This is a genomic window from Pseudonocardia xishanensis (assembly GCF_039541715.1).
GTDB classification, from domain to species: domain Bacteria; phylum Actinomycetota; class Actinomycetes; order Mycobacteriales; family Pseudonocardiaceae; genus Pseudonocardia; species Pseudonocardia xishanensis.
In genome coordinates this window covers 1-16,600 of the sequence record NZ_BAABGT010000024.1, presented here as the reverse complement: position 1 = coordinate 16,600, position 16,600 = coordinate 1, and the positions used below count along the sequence as shown (strand labels likewise).

Here is a 16,600-nt window from a genome sequence, read left to right as displayed (position 1 = left end):
CGCCCGCGAGTCCCACACTTCCGACGCGCGAGTGAGGCGGATCCCGCGCGGCGGTCGGACATCCGCCTCAGAAGGGGATGCGGTCGAACAGCTCCCGCAGCCGCGCCTGTCGGGCCGGTCGGCCCGCGCCCACCCACGCGATCCGGCCGAGGAGGTGGTCGCGGAAGGCCGGGTGGGTCTCGTGGTTCTGGGCGTCCGGGCCGGTCAGGGCACAGTTGTGCAGGAGAGCACGCAGGTCGTCGTACTCCCGGCGCGAGGCGGCGGGGCTGGTGTTCACCACCAGCCCGGTCACCCGCTGCCGGTGGTGCGCGGGCATGATCCGCGTCTTGTCCGGGCGAAGGGTGAAGCCCTCGTCGGCGGCGATCGCGGCGGCGCGCCGGACCAGGCCGTGCACCGGGAGATCGTCCCCGGAGAGCACGAGGTCGTCCGCGTACCGCCCGTACCGCGCCCCGACGGCCGCGGCGAGCCCCGCCACCCGCCGGTCCAACGTGTGCGCGAGCAGGTTCGCCACGGCAGGCGAGCTGGGCGCGCCCTGCGGGAGATGGGGGAGGGCGAGTCGGTCCAGCAGCCTGCGCCGGGCCTCGCCGGGCGGACCGGGCGCGCGGCGCAGCACGGCCCGCGGCGTGCTCGTGACGAGCATTCCGGCCAGCACCTGCGCGACCGCCGCCGGATACCCCGCCGCCCGCAACAGCCCGGCGACGCGGGCCGGCCCGATCCGGGTGAAGAACCCCTCGACGTCCACCCGCACCACCATCGTCCGCCCGGAGTGCACGGCGGCGAGGGTGAACGGCGACCGGCCACGGACGAACCCGTGCGCGGCGGGGTGCACCGGGATCCGGTCGAGCACCCGACGGCCGATGCGGCGCTGCAGCTCGGCGAGCCGGGGCGCCGGCGTCTCGATCAGCCGATCGTCTCGCCACACCGCGCGGTAGTGGTGCAGCCTGCCCTCGGGCGCGCGGCGCAGCCACCCCCCGGGGTCGGCGAACCACTCGGGCTCACCGGCGCGCAGGTCGAGACCCTGCGCGAGTTCCTCCACGGTGGACCATCGCGGGACGGGCCAGCGCCACACCGGCTGCGGTTCCTGGACCACGATCCGCCGCGCCAGCACGCTCCGGATCCCGTCGAGCAGCTCGACGTACGTCCCGCGCGGCGCCTCCGGCCAGCGCTCGAGCAGCCGCGCCCCGACCTCGTCCGCGCGGTCGCCCACGACCGTACCCACCGCGCGGACCAGGGCGGCCTCGTTCCACGGCACCCCGAGGAGCGCCCGCAGTACCACCTCGGGATCGGTCACCACCCACCCCGAGCCGTGATCCACCCGTCGGGCGGAAGGTGGTCGGGGCACGACCGCCCCGCTCCTCGGCGGCGGATCACGAGTCGCGTTCCGACTCGGCCGCCCCGCGGACACCACCCCCGGCGCCGATGATCCACGCCTGGGGCGGAAGGCGGTCGGGATTCGACCGCTCCGCTCCCCGTCGGTGGATCATCGTCCGTCCGCCGGACGGGCCGCCCGCGGCGACCACCGAACCGCACAGTCCGTCCACGGAGAGCGTGATCCGACCCTCCCGCTCCCCGGCCGTGGATCGTCGGGGTGATGTCGCGGCGCCCGGTCGACCTGGGCTCTCGTCCGCCGTGCGCCTCGGTCCCGACGGAACGGGAGGCCGCGCACGGGACGCCGTGCGGTGCAGAGATCGTGCACCCCGGGGTTGCCCCGGGGCCGCGAGCGCCGGGCCCGCAGGCCCGACGGTTCGCCGACTCGTCCGTGCGCCGCGACATCGGACCCACCGTACCGAGCCCCACCGACGGATCCGCCCTGCCGGCATTCACCGAGGCTGCGCGAGGGCGGCAGCGAAGCGCACCGGGCCCGCCCCGGAACGGGCCGCGGTGCCGACTCCGACCGCATGATCCACGCCTCGGGCGGCCAGCGGTCGCTCAGTGACCGATCCACTCCCGAGTGGTGGATCACCGGGGGCTGCGCGGCCCCTGGTCGGTCACGAGCCGCCCAGCCGCATCTCCCGACCCGCCCACCTCCGCCGCAGCCAGCGATCGTGGCTGGCCACCACGACGGCGCCGGGGCCGGTCCCCAGGGCCTCCTCCAGCTCGTCCGACAGGCGCGGCGAGAGGTGGTTGGTGGGCTCGTCCAGCAGCAGGAGCTCGGGCGGATCCGCGATCAGCAGGGCCAGTGCGAGCCGCCGCCGCTGCCCGACGGACAGGTCCCCGACCCGGGTGCCCAGGTCCCGCGGGGCGAGCAGGCCGAGCGAGGCGAGGGACACCGCGTCCGGCCCGAGCGCGGCCTCCCAGGTCTGCATCACCGTCCGATCAGGACGGTCGAACTCGGTGTCCTGGGTGAGCACCCCCACGGTGAGCCCGCCCCGCCGTCGGACGTCGCCGGTGGCCTCCAGGCGCCCGGCCAGCACCGCGAGCAGCGTGGACTTGCCCGCCCCGTTGGGCCCGGTGACCAGCAGCCGGTCGTCGGCGACGACGTCCAGCCGGTCGAGGGCCAGCCGGCCCGGGACCCGCGCCGACCGCAGCGACACGAGCAGCCCCTCGGCCGCGTCCGTGGCCAGCGCGGAGGCCTGGAACCGCAGCGGCGCGGGCGGCTTGCGGACCTGGTCGCGCTCCAGCTCCTCCAGCCGGCGCGCGGCGTTGCGGACCCGGCTGGACACCTGCTTCTCGATGCGCTGGCCGCGGCGCCCGTAGCCCATCTTGTCGTGGTCCGGCATGTCCCGGCCGTGCGCGACGCGGTGCGCGGTGACCCGCACCGAGTGCCGCAGCTCGCGCAGCTCCTCCTGCTCGGCGGTGAACCGCTCCTCCCAGCGTTCCCGCTCGGCGCGCTTGGCGTCCTGATAGGACGAGTAGCCGCCGCCGTAGCGGGTCGGCCCGTCCACCGCGGGGTCGAGGTCGATCACGTCCGTGCACACGGCGTCGAGGAAGGCCCGGTCGTGGCTGGCCACCACGACCACGCCCGGCAGGCCGCGCAGCTGTTCCTCCAGGAAGGCCGCGGCGGCGTCGTCGAGGTGGTTGGTCGGCTCGTCGAGCAGCAGGGCCGCCGGGCGGCGGATCAGCAGCGCGGCGAGCGCCAGCCGCCCGCGTTGGCCCCCGGACAGCGACCCGACCGTCCGGTCGAGGGCGACGTCACCGAGCCCCAGACCCTCCAGCACGAGCGACGCCCGCCGGTCTGCGTCCCACGCGCCGTGCTCCTCGGCGCGTTCGAGGCGTTCACCGTAGGCGTCCAGGAGCGCGGGATCGTCCGCGATCAGGGCGCCCAGCCGGTCCAGCTCGGCGAGGTCGGCGCGGGCCTCGCGCAGGGCGTCGTCGAGCACCTCGGCGAGGGTCACGGTCGGCCCGAACGGCAGCTCCTGGTGCAGGAACCCCAGGTCGGGAGGCCGGACGACGGTGCCGCCGTCCGGTTCGTCCGCACCGGCCAGCAGCCGCAGCAGGGTCGACTTGCCCACGCCGTTCTCGCCGATCAGGCCGACCCGGCGGCCGGGGGCGGCGGTGAGGGACACGCCGTCGAGCACGCGGCGGCCGCCGAGGGTGCGGACGAGGTCATGGGCGAGCAGGGGAGCGGGCATGCGACACCACCGGGAGGGAGCTCCGAACGCCCGACGGGTGATCCGCGGCCGGGCGGGGGTGGTGTCAGTGCCTCATGTCGTGATCCACCCTGCCACAGGTGTCCAGCCATTTCCCGAAGAGCCGCGCGGGATCGACCTCGTCCGGGCGGGCCCGGTGGTGCTCCGGCACCCACTCCCCGCCGGTCCAGAGGCTCGCCCGCCTGCGGTGCGGCGGGCCGAACGGGCCCCACTCCGGCGGAGTGGGTGGCAGTCCGGTCCAGCTGCCCGACGCGGCCAGGTGCGGCTCTCCCGGGGTCCTCGGTCCATCGTGGACCAGCGTGCGCCGCTCGCCGGTCCACCGACGCGGAGACGTGGATCGTCCCGGGGACGGTGAGCGCCAGGGTGACTGCACCGGACCCCAGCGGTCGATCATCGGCCTGCCCGCCGGGCTCGGCGCGTGCACGGGAGCCTCCCCCTCACGGCGAGCAGCCCGGTGGCGGCCGGGAAGCCCGCGTCCCGGTCGAGCCTGCACACGCGGTCACTCCCTCACGTGGCGGATTCACCCCCGGCCCGACCCGAGTACGTTCTCCATCGGTGATCTCGACGTCACACGGGGTGCGGGACACTGGGCGTGCACATGTGGGGCGCCGCGCGGGGAGGATGAGAACAGTCATGCAGTTCCTGATCAGGTGGGTGCTGGCGCCGCTCGTCCGCGTGATCTGGCGGCCCCGGGTCGTCGGGGCGCAGCGCGTGCCCACCACCGGTCCGGTCATCTTCGCGGCCAACCACCGCGCCGCCGTCGACACGGCGGTCATCCCGTTGGTCACCCCGCGGCCGGTCGCGTTCCTCGGCAAGGCCGAGTACTTCACCGCGCGCAGCCTCAAGGGCCGGTTGGTGGCCCGCTTCCTCACCGCGCTCGGGTACGTGCCGGTCGACCGGGGCAACGCCAAGGCGGGCCTCGCGGCGCTGGACGCGGGCCGCACCGTGCTGCGCGCGGGCGGCGCGTTCGGCATCTACCCGGAGGGCACCCGCTCGCTGGACGGGCGGTTGCACCGCGGGCACACCGGCGTCGCCTCCCTGGCGCTGTCCACCGGCGCGACCGTGGTGCCGGTGGCCCTGCTCGGCACGGACAGGGTGCAGCCAGTGGGCAAGAAGCTCCCGCGGCTCGCCCCCGTCGAGGTCCGCTTCGGTGAGCCGCTGGACTTCTCCCGCTACGACGGGCTGGAGGGCTCCGCCGCCATCCGCCGCGCCGTCACGGACGAGATCATGGACGCGATCGCTGAGCTGTCCGGCCAGGTCTACGTCGACCGCTATCACCAGCGGCCGGGCTCACAGGCGGCATAAGCCCGCATAGGCGAGGATCGACGCATGACCGACCTCGCCGACGCCCTGGCCGACGCCCTCGACACGGAGCTCGGCGTCGTCGACGCGGAGGTGGCCGCCGCGTACCCGGGGGATTCCGGCAGCCGGCAACCCGTGCACACGGTCTACGTCCCCGCGGACCGGTTCGACCGGCACACCGCAGCGGCCTGGGGGGAGCGGGCCCAGGAGACCTTCGACGCGTACGCCTCCGACCTCACCGCGATCTGGGGCGCCCCCGCCGACCTGCGGGACCGGGTGCGGGACAAGCTGGCCGCGGAGCCGATCGAGGACCTGCGGATCGACTTCGAGGACGGCTACGGCCTGCGCCCGGAGGCCGAGGAGCGCGCCGAGGTGGTCCGGGCGGCGGCGGAGCTGCACGCGGCGATCGCGGCCGGGACCGCGCCACCGTTCTCCGGGATCCGCTTCCGCAGCTTCGAGGCGGCGACCCGGGCACGGGGGGTGCGGACGCTCGTCGGGTTCATCGAGCAGCTCTGCCTGCTCGGCGGGATCCCCGCCGGGTTCGTGGTCACCTTGCCCAAGGTCACCGCCACCGCGCAGGTCACCGGCCTGGTCGCGGCGCTGGAGTCGCTGGAGGCCGAGTGCGGCATCCCCGCGGGGACGCTGCGTTTCGAGATCCAGGTGGAGACGCCGCAGTCCGTCCTCGCCCTGGACGGCACCTCGCCCCTGCCCGGCATGATCGCCGCAGGCGGGGGCCGCTGCACCGGCCTGCACTACGGCACCTACGACTACTCGGCCTCGCTGGGCGTCGCGGCGGAGTACCAGAGCATGGAGCACCCGGTCGCCGACCACGCCAAGGCGGTGATGCAGGTGGCGGCGGCGGGTACCGGCGTACGCCTGTCCGACGGCTCCACGAACGTCATGCCCGTCGGCGGGCCGGACGAGGTGCGGGCGGCCTGGGCGCTGCACGGCAGGCTGGTCCGCCGCTCCCTCGAACGCGGCTTCTACCAGGGCTGGGACCTGCATCCGGCCCAGCTGCCGAGCCGCTTCGCCGCGGTGTTCACCTTCTTCCGCGGCTCCGCCGAGTCCGCGGCGCGCCGACTGCGGAACTATCGCGAGCGGGCCGACTCGGGCTTCATGGACGAGCCCGCCACCGCCGTCGCACTGGCGGGCTTCCTGCTCCGCGGTGTGGACTGCGGCGCCCTGGACGGCGACTGGGTGGAGAAGCACACGGGCGCGCCCCTGTCCGAGCTGAACACGGTGGCCCGCCGCCCCACCCCCGCGCCGAGATGAACCTCAGTGTCGTTCGGACCATGATCGAACAGCACTGAGGTTCATCTCGGCGGTCAGTGGGGCTCGGGGGCCGGCTCGTCCTGCTTCGTGAAGTGGTTGAAGACCAGGTTCAGCAGGACCGCGAAGATCGCGCAGGCGGAGATGCCGGACTCGAAGATCGTGGCCAGCCAGTCCGGGAGGTGCAGGTAGACCTCGGGAACGGTGATCGGGATGAGCCCCACGCCGATGGACGTGGCCACGATCAGGATGTTCGAGTTCGTGAACTCCACCTTGGACAGCGTCCGGATGCCCGCCGCGGCGACCGAGCCGAACAGCACGATCCCGGCGCCACCGAGCACGGGCTGCGGGATGGCGTTCATGACCCGGCCGAGCACCGGGAGCAGGCCGAGGACCACGAGGATCCCGCCGCCCGCCGCCACCACGAACCGGGACCTGATGCCCGTGATCGCGACCATCCCGACGTTCTGCGCGAAGGCCGAGATGGGCATGCCGTTGAACACCGGCGAGATCGCGGTGGCCCCCATGTCCGCGCGCAGACCGGCTGCGATCCGCTTCCGGTCGACGTCCGTGCCGAGGATCTCGCCGACGGCGAGCAGGTCGGCCGTCGTCTCCGCCATGATCACCAGGATGACGATCGTCATGGAGACGATCACGCCGATCGCGAACTGCGGCACGCCGAAGTGGAAGGGCTGCGGCAGCGAGAAGATCGGGCCGGTGCCCACGGCGCCCCAGTTCACCCGGCCCATGAGCGTGGCGATGATGGTGCCGACCACGAGGCCGAGCATGACCGCGAGCCGGGAGAACAGGCCCCTGCCGAACCGGGCGATGGCCAGCGTCACGACGAGGGTGAGGAAGCCCAGCAGGAGGCTGGTGCCCGAGCCGTAGTTCGGGTTCGGCTGCCCGCCCACCATCGGGTTGCCGCGGATCCAGCGCAGCGCCACCGGGAAGAGCGAGATGCCGATGATCGTGATGACGCACCCGGTCACGATCGGCGGGAAGAACCGCACCAGGCTCGCGAACAGCGGCGCGATGACGAAACCGATGACGCCGGCCACGATCACGGCGCCGAAGATCGTGGCCATCCGGGCCGCAGGGTCCGCGATGGACTCGTCGGTGGCCACCGCCGTCATCGTGCCGACGGCGGCGAAGGACACGCCCTGCACCAGCGGCAGCTGCGACCCGACGTAGGGCACCCCGAGCGACTGCAGCAGCGTGCCGAGGCCGGAGACGAACAGCGCGGCGGTCACGAGCAGGGCCTGGTCGGCCGGGGCCAGCCCGGCCGCGGAGGCGATGATGATCGGGGGCGACACGACGCCCGCGTACATGGCCAGGATGTGCTGCAGACCGAAGAAGAACGCCTTGCCGACGGGGACCCTCTCGTCCTCCGGGCGGACGGCGACCTCGGTCTCCTCCTGCGGTTCGGCGGTCATCAGATGAAGCCCTTCACGCCTTCCCAGGCACTGCCCGCGGGCGGCGCGTCGTCACGGACGATGGACGCCTCGATCAGCCCGTAGGGCCGGTCGGCGGCATACCAGACCTCGTTCGGGTTATCGAGGCCCCACTTGTCGAGGTCGACGAGGAAGTGGTGCTTGTTCGGCATCGAGAAGCGGATCTCGGCCACCTCGGGATGGCCCTCCAGGGCGGCCTCGCCCATCGTGTAGAGCGTCTGCTGCAGCGAGAGCGAATGCGTGAGCGCGAACTTGTCCAGCAGGGTCTGCCGGATGGAGGAGAAGGACTTGTCCCAGTCGATGTCCGTGCCGACATAGCGCCAGCGGGCGCTGACCGCCGTCGCGAGGATGCGGTCGTCCGTCTCCACCAGCGAGGTGTAGGGCACGTCCGGGAAGCCGTGGAACTCGCTTCCGGTGCTCTTCAGCACCACCAGCCCGGTCAGCCCGGAGATCACCGTCTCGTCGGCGCCCAGCTTGGTCACGACACAGGTGCGCACCTCGGAGCCCGCCTTGGTGAAGGCGTGGTCGTGCGGACCGCCCTCGGACGTGCTGATGCGCTCCCAGTGGTCCAGGTTCACCTCCTGTCGCGAGCCCGTGACCTGCTCGAACCCGTCCACGAAGTAGCGCGCCATGAGGAGCCCGAACGCCTCCGGGTTGGCGACGCCGTGCTGCCGGGCCAGTGCGTAGACGGTGTTCTTCTGCGTGTCGGTGGCGATGACCTTGGCGTTCGAGCCGGTCAGGTGGGTCTCGGCGAAGTCGCCGATCAGCTGGCTCGTGACCGTCACGTCGGTGATCCGGTGCACCGGCGTGGAGCGGTCGACGTGCACCATGTGGCACTCCGCCTTGCCGTACTGGTTGTAGCCGAGTGAGATGCCCATTCGTCCTCCGGTCGGGTGAGAGTGGGGCGCTGACGGGGTTCCCACTGTGGGTTACATCACTGTCGCCCCGTGGGTCGAGTACGTGAACTCGGCCCACGGGGCGACGGGGGTGGCGCGGGTCAGGCGGTGGCGGTCTCCTCGGCCGGGGTGGCCGGGGTGACCTTGCGCGAGATCGCCCAGTGCAGGACGAAGGCGATGATCGCACCGATGAACCAGCTGTAGGCGGCGGCGTCCGCCGAGCCGAGCAGCACGACGAGCATGGCGACGACGGCGCCGACGGCCGTCACGCCGATCGCGACCGGGTTGTAGCCCTTGGTGAAGTGGTACCGGCCGGTCGGGCTCATCGTGTACATCGCGTCGACGTCCACCTGCCGCTTCTTGATCAGGTAGTAGTCGGCGATCAGCACGCCGTACAACGGGCCGATGAAGGCGCCCAGGGTGTCCAGCGTGTAGTGGATGACCTCGGGGCTCGAGTAGAGGTTCCACGGCGTGATCAGCACCGAGCCGACGGCGGCGATCATGCCGCCCATCCGCCAGCTGATCTTCTTCGGGTTGACGTTGGAGAAGTCGAAGGCGGGCGAGACGAAGTTCGCCACGATGTTGATGCCGATGGTGGCGACCATGAAGGTCAGGGCGCCCAGGACCACGGCGAAGGTCGAGTCGAGGCGGGCGACGGTCTCCACCGGGTCGTCGATCAGCTCACCGAAGACGGGCACGGTGGCCGCCGCGGTGACCACGACGAGCAGCGCGAACACGATGAAGTTGAGCGGCAGGCCGAGGAAGTTGCCCTTCTTCACGTCGGAGAACGAGCGGCCGTAGCGGGCGAAGTCGCCGTAGTTCAGCATCGGGCCGGAGAAGTACGACACGACCAGCGCGATGGCGCCGAGCATGATCGGGACGACCCCCCAGCCGCTGACCAGGTTCTCGGACAGGTTCAGGTCGATGTTCGACCAGCCCGCCTCGATGATCAGGTAGCCGGCCAGCAGGAACATCACGACGTAGACGGCCGGGCCGCAGAAGTCGATGAACTTGCGGATCGCCTCCATGCCGCGCCAGAACACGACGGCCTGCAGCACCCACATGCCGAGGAAGGCGATCCAGCCGAGGGCGGAGAGCCCGACGAACCCGGTGGCGTCGTCCGCCAGCGACGCCGTGCCCGGCCACAGCTTCAGGATGACGACGACCAGGGACTGCGAGGCCAGGTAGGTCTGGATGCCGTACCAGGCCACCGCGATCAGGCCGCGGATGATCGCGGGCACGTTGGCCCCGAGCACGCCGAACGACGAGCGGCAGATGACCGGGTACGGGGTGCCGGTGGCCTGGCTGGGCCGCGCGACGAGGTTGCACAGGTAGTACACGATGACGATGCCGACGAGCAGGGCGATGAGCACCTGCCAGGCGGCGAGGCCGAGTGCGAACAGCGAGCCCGCGGTGACGTACCCGCCGACGCTGTGCACGTCGGACATCCAGAACGCGAAGAAGTTGTAGGACTTCCAGCTCTGCTTCTTCAGCGGGGCCAGGTCCTCGTTCGTGAGCCGATCGTCGTAGGACGCCTTGATCTCACCCGGTGTCCCGCTCGTCGCGACCGGGGCCGCCTCCACTGATTCCGACATTCAGCCCTCCGCCTGTCTCCGACCCGATGGGGTGACGGTAAATCCTGGTCGGAGCTGTACAGAGGGGGATCGGAACACTTCACGAGTTCGTCCCCGGCGTTAAGACGAGCGTGACATATATGCGGCTAATGGATCTGGAAATCCGCCAGTATTCCGGTGTAGGTCTTCGCCGGAGGGCGGGCGAACTCGCCCCGGTCGCCGGTCCGCAGGCCGAGCGAGACGAGTGACTCCACGGCCTTCGTCGCCGCGGCCACACCGTCCACCACGGGCACCCCGATCGCCCCGGCGATGTGCGCGCAGAGGTCCGCCATACCCGCGCAGCCCAGCACGACGGCGTCGGAGCCGTCCTGCGCGATCGCGCGCCTGCACTCCTCGGTGATCCGCTCCCGGGCGGCGGGGTCGGTCTCGAGCTCCAGCACGGGGATCTCGCAGGCGTGGATGCCGCGGCAGAACCGGGCGGCGCCGTAGTGCTCGGCGAGGTCGTGCGCGCGGCCCGCGGTGCGGCCGAGGGTGGTCACCACGGAGAAGCCCCGCCCCAGGTAGGAGGCGGTCCGCATGGCCGCCTCGGCGATCCCGACGACCGGGCCGTGAGCCAGCTCGCGGGCCGCCTCCAGGCCGGGGTCGCCGAAGCAGGCGATCACGTACCCCGCGGAGCCAGCGCGCTCCCCGGCGGCGATCTCGGCGAGCAGCCCCGGCACGGCGAGCGCCTCGTCGTAGTGGCTCTCGATCGAGGCGGGCCCCATCGCGGGGGTGACCGCGCGGATCGTGGTGCCGGGCGCCGCGACGGCCGCCGCGGCCTTCCCGATCGACGCGGTCATCGACTCGGTGGTGTTGGGGTTGATCACCGTGAGGAGCACTCCGTCGACGCTACCGGCTCCCGGTGAACCCGATCTCGCAGGTTACGGGCGTGTGACACGGCGCTCGACTGGCAGAGTGCGGGCATGGCAGGCATCAGCACGCACGTCCTCGACGCCGCGCTCGGCAGGCCCGCCGCCGGCGTCGAGGTGACCCTGACCGCGCCGGACGGGACCGCGCACACGGGTGTCACGGACGCGGACGGCCGCGTCGGCGACCTCTACACCGGCGCCCTCGCGGCGGGCACCTACACGGCGATCTTCGCGATCGGCGCCTACCACGCCGCGACCGGCCAGGAGTCCTTCTACCCGGAGATCACGATCGCCTTCACCGCGGACCCCGACCGCGGGCACTACCACGTCCCGCTGCTGCTCTCGCCCTACTCGTACACGACCTACCGCGGCTCCTGAGCCTCGCCGAGCCGGAAGGCGAAGGTGCGGTGGCGCGATCTCCTCCCCGACCGCGTCGAGGGCTCCCGGCCGGACCACGGCGCGCGTCGCCGACGGCGTGTGGACGAAACCCGTCATGCCCGCGCCAGCAGGGTGGCCAGGGCGGTGGTGAGCGCCTTCTCCGGGCCCTCGGGGAGCTCGTCGGCGCGCCGGCCGACGTGCGCGTCCGGCCGGACGAGGACGGCACCAGGGCCGGCTTCCACGCCAGGTTGTAGGAGTCCTGGATGGACGTGTTCGAGCCGAGCCCCGGAACCGTGTCGTCCCCGACGAGGTCGTGGACGATCTTGGTGGCCATCGCGTCGTCCACCTGTCCCGCACCGTGCCGGGGACCCGTCCGCGTCCTGCTCGAGGCCCAGGTACTCCGTGTCGAACCGGATCCGGCTGCCGCGCTCGGCCGCGTGCCCGACCAGGATCGGTCTGCGGCAGGTCGCCGTTGTCCGACGGGCTGGCCGGCGTGTAGTCCGCCCGGCGCGCCGGGTGTGTGCCCCACGTGCGGACGCGGCCGATCTCGTCCCCCGCCAGGCTCGTGCAGAAGACCGTGTCCCCCATCAGGGACGACGGCGTCCCGCGCGCCGTCCCCGCGTGGCCCGGGCGGGCACCCCGCGACCCCGGCATGGATCCGTCGGACACTCCCCGGCGTTTCAGCGGGCGGCGTTCTTCACGAACCCGGTCTCGGTGTGCTGCAGGGCCGGGTCGCCGCCCTGCCAGCCGCCGCGGACGTGACGGCGGATCGTGCCGTCGTCCGTGGCGCGGGCGGCGGAGTGCCAGAGGAAGGCGTCGTGCAGGATGACGTCCCCCCGCTCGGCGTAGACGGGGACCTCGCCGCGGACCTTCTCGAAGCCCAGCGGCATCGGGAAGGGGGCCGGGGTGTCGGTGTAGCCGCGCGCGGCGGGCGCGCCCTCGGGCACCACGGCGCCGTTGACGTTCTCGTACGGGCTCGGGGTCGCCCAGAGGTGGCTGCCCGGGACCACGCGGAGGAAGCCGTTGGCCGGGCTGGTCCCGTCGACGTGGATGGTGAACGCGGTGCCGGGCCAGATGTCGAGGTGCGGCACGGCCTGCCAGTCCGCGTGCCAGCCGATCCGGCTGTAGCCGGACTCCCGGCCGGGCCGCGCGTCCTGGTAGACGACGCCGTTCACGTTGCGCCAGAACCCCTCGCCGAGCAGGTCCCCGACGAGGGCGCGCAAGGCGGGCAGGGTCAGCGCGGTCTCGACGGCGGGGGCCAGCTCCTCCACGTGCTCGACGTAGTTGACGAACGCCTCGGCCTTCTCCGCGTCGTCGAGGTACTTGGTGGAGCCGTGGCGCCCGGCCAGCGCCCCGGACAGCACGCCGCGCTGGGCGAGCACGCACTCGGCCTCGATGGTCTCCAGCAGGGGGGCCGGGATCAGGTCGCGGAGGACCACGAAGCCCCACCGCCGGTAGAACTCGGCCGCGGCGGGCAGCTCCTCGGGGGTGTGGACGCCGAGATCGGTGAACGCGCCGAGGTCGAGGGTCTGCACTGCGGGCCTCCTGTTGAACCGGGTGGTTCACCCAGGATGCCGGGTGGGGACGACCGCGGGCAAGGACCCGTCGTTACGTTCCGATGAAGGGGCGTGGCGGGCCATTGCCGGAGCACCCGTCCCCGGGGTCTGCTCGACTCCCTTTGCCCACCCGGATCGGAGCGCGCATGGACCTGAACACGGTCACCGGCTACCGCCGGGCCCGCACCCGCGCGGACCTGGCGTTGGCCCCCGGTGAGCGGGTTCTCGGCGGCGGTACGTGGCTGTACTCGGAGCCGCAGATCGACACGACCGGTCTGGTCGACCTCACCGCCATGGGCTGGACGCCGGTCGAACGCACGGCGGACGGTCTGACCATCGCCGCCACCTGCACGATCGCCGAGCTGCTGGCCCACCCGGACCGCCCGCCGCTGGCCGCGGAGTGCGCGAACGCCCTGCTGGCCGGCTTCAAGATCTGGAACGTCGCGACGGTCGGCGGCAACGTCTGCCAGTCCTTCGCGGCCGCGGGCATGGTGTCGCTGTGCGTGGCGCTCGACGGCGTGGCGCTGGTCTGGCGGCCGGACGGGACCGAGTTCCGGACCCCGGTCGCCGAGCTCGTCACCGGCAACGGCACGAACGCGCTGCGCCGCGGCGAGGTGCTGCGAGCCCTGGAGCTGCCCGCGCCCGCGCTGCGGGCGCGGACCGCGTTCCGCAAGATCGCGCTCGCCGACCTCGGCCGCTCGGGGGCGGTGCTCACCGGGCGGGCGGATCCCTCCGGCGAGGCCGTCTTCGGGATCACCGCGGCCACCGCGGCACCCACCGTGCTGCGGTATCCCGCGTTGCCCACCGCGGCCGAGCTGCGCGCGGACGTCGACGCGGCCGCCGGTTACTACACCGACCCGCTCGGCTCTGCGGACTGGCGACGGCAGGTCAGCGCGGTGCTGCTCGAGGAGATCAGGGTGGAGCTGGCATGAGGTACACGGTCAACGGCGCCGCAGGCGAGGGCGAGCCCCGCCCGGGGCAGTGCCTGCGCACCTTCCTGCGCGAGGCCGCGCACTTCGAGGTGAAGAAGGGCTGCGACGCGGGCGACTGCGGAGCCTGCTCGGTGCTGGTCGACGGCACGCCGGTGCACTCCTGCCTCTACCCCGCACAGCGCGCCGAGGACGCGGCGATCACCACCGTCTCCGGTCTCGGCACCCCGGACGACCTGCACCCGATGCAGCAGGCCTTCGTGGAGAACTTCGGGTTCCAGTGCGGGTTCTGCACCGCGGGGATGATCGTGACGGCCTCGACCCTGTCCGAAGAGGACCTTCCCGACCTCCCCCGCCGGATGAAGGGCAACCTCTGCCGCTGCACCGGGTACCGCTCGGTGCGCCAGGCGATCGAGGCGGGGGTGCGGGGCACGGTCGGCGCGCCCGAGCCGGGCAGCCGGGTCGGGGACTCGCCGCGCCCGCCGGCGGGTCGCCGGGTGGTGACCGGCACCGAGCCCTACACCTTCGACGTCGCCGTGCCCGGCTGCCTGCACCTGAAGGTGCTGGCCGCGCCGCACGCGCACGCCCGCATCCGCTCGATCGACACCGCGGCGGCGCGCGCCGTGCCGGGCGTCGCACTGGTGCTGACCCACGAGAACACCCCGGACACCCGCTACTCCACCGGCCGCCACGAGCACCGCGAGGACGACCCGGACGACACCAGGATGCTCGACGACGTGGTCCGGCACGTCGGGCAGCGGGTGGCGGCGGTCGTCGCGGAGACGGCCGCGGCGGCGGAGCAGGCGTGCCGCGCGATCGTCGTGGACTACGAGGTGCTGCCCGCGGTGCTCGACCCGGAGGAGGCCCGGCTGCCCGGGGCGCCGCTGGTGCACCCGGACCGCACGCCCGCGGACCGGGTGGACGAGGCCGACCGCAACGTCGTGCTAGCCGTCCATGGTGGACACGGCGGGTCCGTGGACGAGGCGCTGGCCGCCTCCGCGGTGACGGTCTCCGGCACCTGGCGCACCGCGCGGGTCAGCCACGCGCAGCTGGAGACGCACGGCGCGCTCGGGTGGCTGGAGGGCGACCGGCTGGTCGTCCGGGCGAGCACCCAGGTCCCGTTCCTCGCCCGCACCGAGCTGGCCCGGCTGCTGGAGCTGCCCGAGGAGCGGGTCCGCGTCCACGCCGGACGGGTGGGCGGCGGGTTCGGTGGCAAGCAGGAGATGTTCGCGGAGGACCTGGTGGGGCTCGCGGTGCTGCGCACCGGCCGCCCGGTCGCCTACGAGCTCTCCCGGACCGACGAGTTCCAGCGCACCTCGGTGCGCCACCCGATGCGGGTCGGGGTGACGCTGGGGGCGACGGCGGAGGGCGTGCTCACCGCGATGAAGGTCGACGTCCTCTCGGACACCGGCGCGTACGGCAACCACTCGCGCGGAGTGCTGTTCCACGCCATCGCGGAGTCGGTCAGCGTGTACCGCTGCCCGGTCAAGCACGTCGACGCCGAGGTCGTCTACACGAACAACGTCCCGTCCGGCGCCTTCCGCGGGTACGGGCTGGGGCAGGTGATCCTCGGCGTCGAGTCGGCGATGGACGAGCTCGCCGTGGAGCTGGGGCTCGACCCGTTCGAGCTGCGCAGGCGCAACGTCGTGCGGGACGGGGAGCCGCTCTACGTCGCGCAGCACGCGGAGCCGGAGTCAGACCTGGTCTGGGGCAGCTACGGGCTGGACCAGTGCCTCGACCTGGCTGCCGCCGCGGTGACGCGGGGCAACGGGGTGGCGGCACCCGTCGGGGAGCAGTGGCGGGTCGGCGAGGGCATGGCGCTCGCGCTGATCGCCACGATGGCGCCCTTCGGACACGTGGCGCGGACCTCGGTGGCGCTGGCGCCGGACGGGCGGTACCACGTCGCCGTCGGCACGGTGGAGTTCGGCAACGGCACCCACACGGTGCACGCGCAGCTCGTGGCCACCGCGCTGGAGACCACACTGGACCGGATCGTGCTGTCCGGTTCGGACACCGACCTCGTCGAGTACGACACGGGGGCCTTCGCCTCCGCCGGGACGACGGTGGCGGGCAAGGCCGTGCACGGCGCGGCGCTGGACCTGCGGGCACAGATCCTCGCGCGCGTGCCCGGCGGTGCCCTGGAGCGGGACGGGGTGCGGACGGCGGACCGCCTCGTGCCCTTCGCCGAGATCGGCCCGCTGACGGGCACCGGGGCGGAGTTCGGGGAGGCGAGGTCGTTGTGCGCCAACGTCCACGCCGTCCGGGTCGCGGTGAACACCGAGACCGGCGAGGTACGGATCCTGCAGTCCGTGCACGCGGCGGACGCCGGCACCGTGCTGAACCCCGAGCAGTGCCGCGGGCAGGTGGAGGGCGGTGTGGCGCAGGGGATCGGGAGCGCGCTCTACGAGGAGGTCATGATCGGCGAGCAGGGGGAGGTGCTGAACCCGGTGTTCCGCACCTACCGCGTCCCGCAGCTGGCCGACATCCCGGACACCGAGGTGTACTTCGCCGCGACCAGCGACGACCTCGGTCCCTACGGCGCCAAGTCGATGAGCGAGTCGCCGTACAACCCGGTGGCCCCGGCGATCGGCAACGCGATCCGCCGGGCCCTGGGTGTCCGCCCCTACGAGCAGCCCTTCTCCCGCGACCGGGTGTGGCGGCTGGCCGCGAAGACCGAGCGGAGCCCCTAGATGTCGCCGCCGCAGAGGTTGTTGACGCGGTGGGCGGGTGGATGTCCGCCGATCGCG

13 protein-coding genes are annotated in these 16,600 nt (G+C 73.0%); 5 read left to right on the top strand and 8 right to left on the bottom strand.

Annotation, left to right across the window (positions count from 1 at the left end; genetic code table 11):
• Positions 1-67: 67 nt before the first annotated feature.
• Together ABD993_RS07465 and ABD993_RS07460 are read right to left on the bottom strand one after the other, a co-directional pair.
• Entirely contained in the window at positions 68-1,291 is a 1,224-nt protein-coding gene (locus ABD993_RS07465) for a reverse transcriptase family protein (protein WP_345414076.1), read from the bottom strand.
• Between the two features lie 697 nt (positions 1,292-1,988).
• Positions 1,989-3,572: an ABC-F family ATP-binding cassette domain-containing protein gene (locus ABD993_RS07460; RefSeq protein ID WP_345414074.1), complete on the bottom strand. Its 1,584-nt coding sequence runs from the start codon at positions 3,570-3,572 to the stop codon at positions 1,989-1,991.
• 651 nt (positions 3,573-4,223) lie between these two features.
• Between ABD993_RS07460 and ABD993_RS07455 the strand changes: the two genes are divergently transcribed.
• Together ABD993_RS07455 and ABD993_RS07450 are read left to right on the top strand one after the other, a co-directional pair.
• On the top strand, positions 4,224-4,895 hold the full coding sequence (locus tag ABD993_RS07455; protein ID WP_345414072.1) for a lysophospholipid acyltransferase family protein: 672 nt from the start codon (positions 4,224-4,226) through the stop codon (positions 4,893-4,895).
• Positions 4,896-4,919: 24 nt separating this feature from the next.
• Positions 4,920-6,164: a DUF6986 family protein gene (locus ABD993_RS07450; protein WP_345414070.1), complete on the top strand. Its 1,245-nt coding sequence runs from the start codon at positions 4,920-4,922 to the stop codon at positions 6,162-6,164.
• 53 nt (positions 6,165-6,217) lie between these two features.
• Here the strand turns inward: ABD993_RS07450 and ABD993_RS07445 are convergent, their stop codons facing one another.
• The 4 genes from ABD993_RS07445 to ABD993_RS07430 form a co-directional block, all read right to left on the bottom strand.
• Positions 6,218-7,594, bottom strand: coding sequence for a nucleobase:cation symporter-2 family protein (locus tag ABD993_RS07445; protein ID WP_345414068.1), 1,377 nt, complete (start codon positions 7,592-7,594; stop codon positions 6,218-6,220).
• On the bottom strand, positions 7,594-8,490 hold the full coding sequence (gene pucL / locus ABD993_RS07440; RefSeq protein ID WP_345414066.1) for a factor-independent urate hydroxylase: 897 nt from the start codon (positions 8,488-8,490) through the stop codon (positions 7,594-7,596). Before pucL ends, ABD993_RS07445 begins: the two co-directional genes overlap by 1 nt.
• A 119-nt stretch (positions 8,491-8,609) precedes the next feature.
• Positions 8,610-10,103 carry an NCS1 family nucleobase:cation symporter-1 gene (locus tag ABD993_RS07435; RefSeq protein ID WP_345414064.1) on the bottom strand — a complete coding sequence of 498 codons (1,494 nt, stop codon included), beginning with the start codon at positions 10,101-10,103 and terminating at the stop codon, positions 8,610-8,612.
• A gap of 125 nt (positions 10,104-10,228) precedes the next feature.
• Complete coding sequence (locus ABD993_RS07430) at positions 10,229-10,960, bottom strand: aspartate/glutamate racemase family protein (protein ID WP_345414062.1); 732 nt, start codon at positions 10,958-10,960, stop codon at positions 10,229-10,231.
• A gap of 84 nt (positions 10,961-11,044) precedes the next feature.
• Between ABD993_RS07430 and uraH the strand changes: the two genes are divergently transcribed.
• Entirely contained in the window at positions 11,045-11,368 is a 324-nt protein-coding gene (gene uraH, locus ABD993_RS07425) for a hydroxyisourate hydrolase (protein WP_345414060.1), read from the top strand.
• A 113-nt stretch (positions 11,369-11,481) separates the two neighbouring features.
• Here the strand turns inward: uraH and ABD993_RS07420 are convergent, their stop codons facing one another.
• Together ABD993_RS07420 and ABD993_RS07415 are read right to left on the bottom strand one after the other, a co-directional pair.
• Positions 11,482-11,610, bottom strand: coding sequence for an aromatic-ring hydroxylase C-terminal domain-containing protein (locus ABD993_RS07420; RefSeq protein ID WP_345414058.1), 129 nt, complete (start codon positions 11,608-11,610; stop codon positions 11,482-11,484).
• A gap of 438 nt (positions 11,611-12,048) precedes the next feature.
• Positions 12,049-12,903, bottom strand: a complete 855-nt coding sequence (locus tag ABD993_RS07415; protein WP_345414056.1) for a phytanoyl-CoA dioxygenase family protein — start codon at positions 12,901-12,903, stop codon at positions 12,049-12,051.
• A gap of 167 nt (positions 12,904-13,070) precedes the next feature.
• Here ABD993_RS07415 and ABD993_RS07410 point away from each other — a divergent pair, with 167 nt between their 5' ends.
• Positions 13,071-13,856 (top strand): FAD binding domain-containing protein, encoded by a 786-nt coding sequence (locus ABD993_RS07410; protein WP_345414054.1) that lies wholly within the window; start codon positions 13,071-13,073, stop codon positions 13,854-13,856.
• Positions 13,853-16,543, top strand: a complete 2,691-nt coding sequence (locus tag ABD993_RS07405) for a molybdopterin-dependent oxidoreductase (RefSeq protein ID WP_345414052.1) — start codon at positions 13,853-13,855, stop codon at positions 16,541-16,543. Before ABD993_RS07410 ends, ABD993_RS07405 begins: the two co-directional genes overlap by 4 nt.
• Positions 16,544-16,600: the final 57 nt, after the last annotated feature.

Excerpts from the sequence above, each read along its gene's own strand:
- ABD993_RS07405 (WP_345414052.1), top strand. The coding sequence starts at position 13,853 with ATGAGGTACACGGTCAACGGCGCCGCAGGCGAGGGCGAGCCCCGCCCG.
- ABD993_RS07460 (WP_345414074.1), bottom strand. The coding sequence starts at position 3,572 with ATGCCCGCTCCCCTGCTCGCCCATGACCTCGTCCGCACCCTCGGCGGC.
- ABD993_RS07435 (WP_345414064.1), bottom strand. The coding sequence starts at position 10,103 with ATGTCGGAATCAGTGGAGGCGGCCCCGGTCGCGACGAGCGGGACACCG.
- ABD993_RS07455 (WP_345414072.1), top strand. The coding sequence starts at position 4,224 with ATGCAGTTCCTGATCAGGTGGGTGCTGGCGCCGCTCGTCCGCGTGATC.
- ABD993_RS07445 (WP_345414068.1), bottom strand. The coding sequence starts at position 7,594 with ATGACCGCCGAACCGCAGGAGGAGACCGAGGTCGCCGTCCGCCCGGAG.
- ABD993_RS07450 (WP_345414070.1), top strand. The coding sequence starts at position 4,920 with ATGACCGACCTCGCCGACGCCCTGGCCGACGCCCTCGACACGGAGCTC.
- uraH (WP_345414060.1), top strand. The coding sequence starts at position 11,045 with ATGGCAGGCATCAGCACGCACGTCCTCGACGCCGCGCTCGGCAGGCCC.
- ABD993_RS07410 (WP_345414054.1), top strand. The coding sequence starts at position 13,071 with ATGGACCTGAACACGGTCACCGGCTACCGCCGGGCCCGCACCCGCGCG.
- pucL (WP_345414066.1), bottom strand. The coding sequence starts at position 8,490 with ATGGGCATCTCACTCGGCTACAACCAGTACGGCAAGGCGGAGTGCCAC.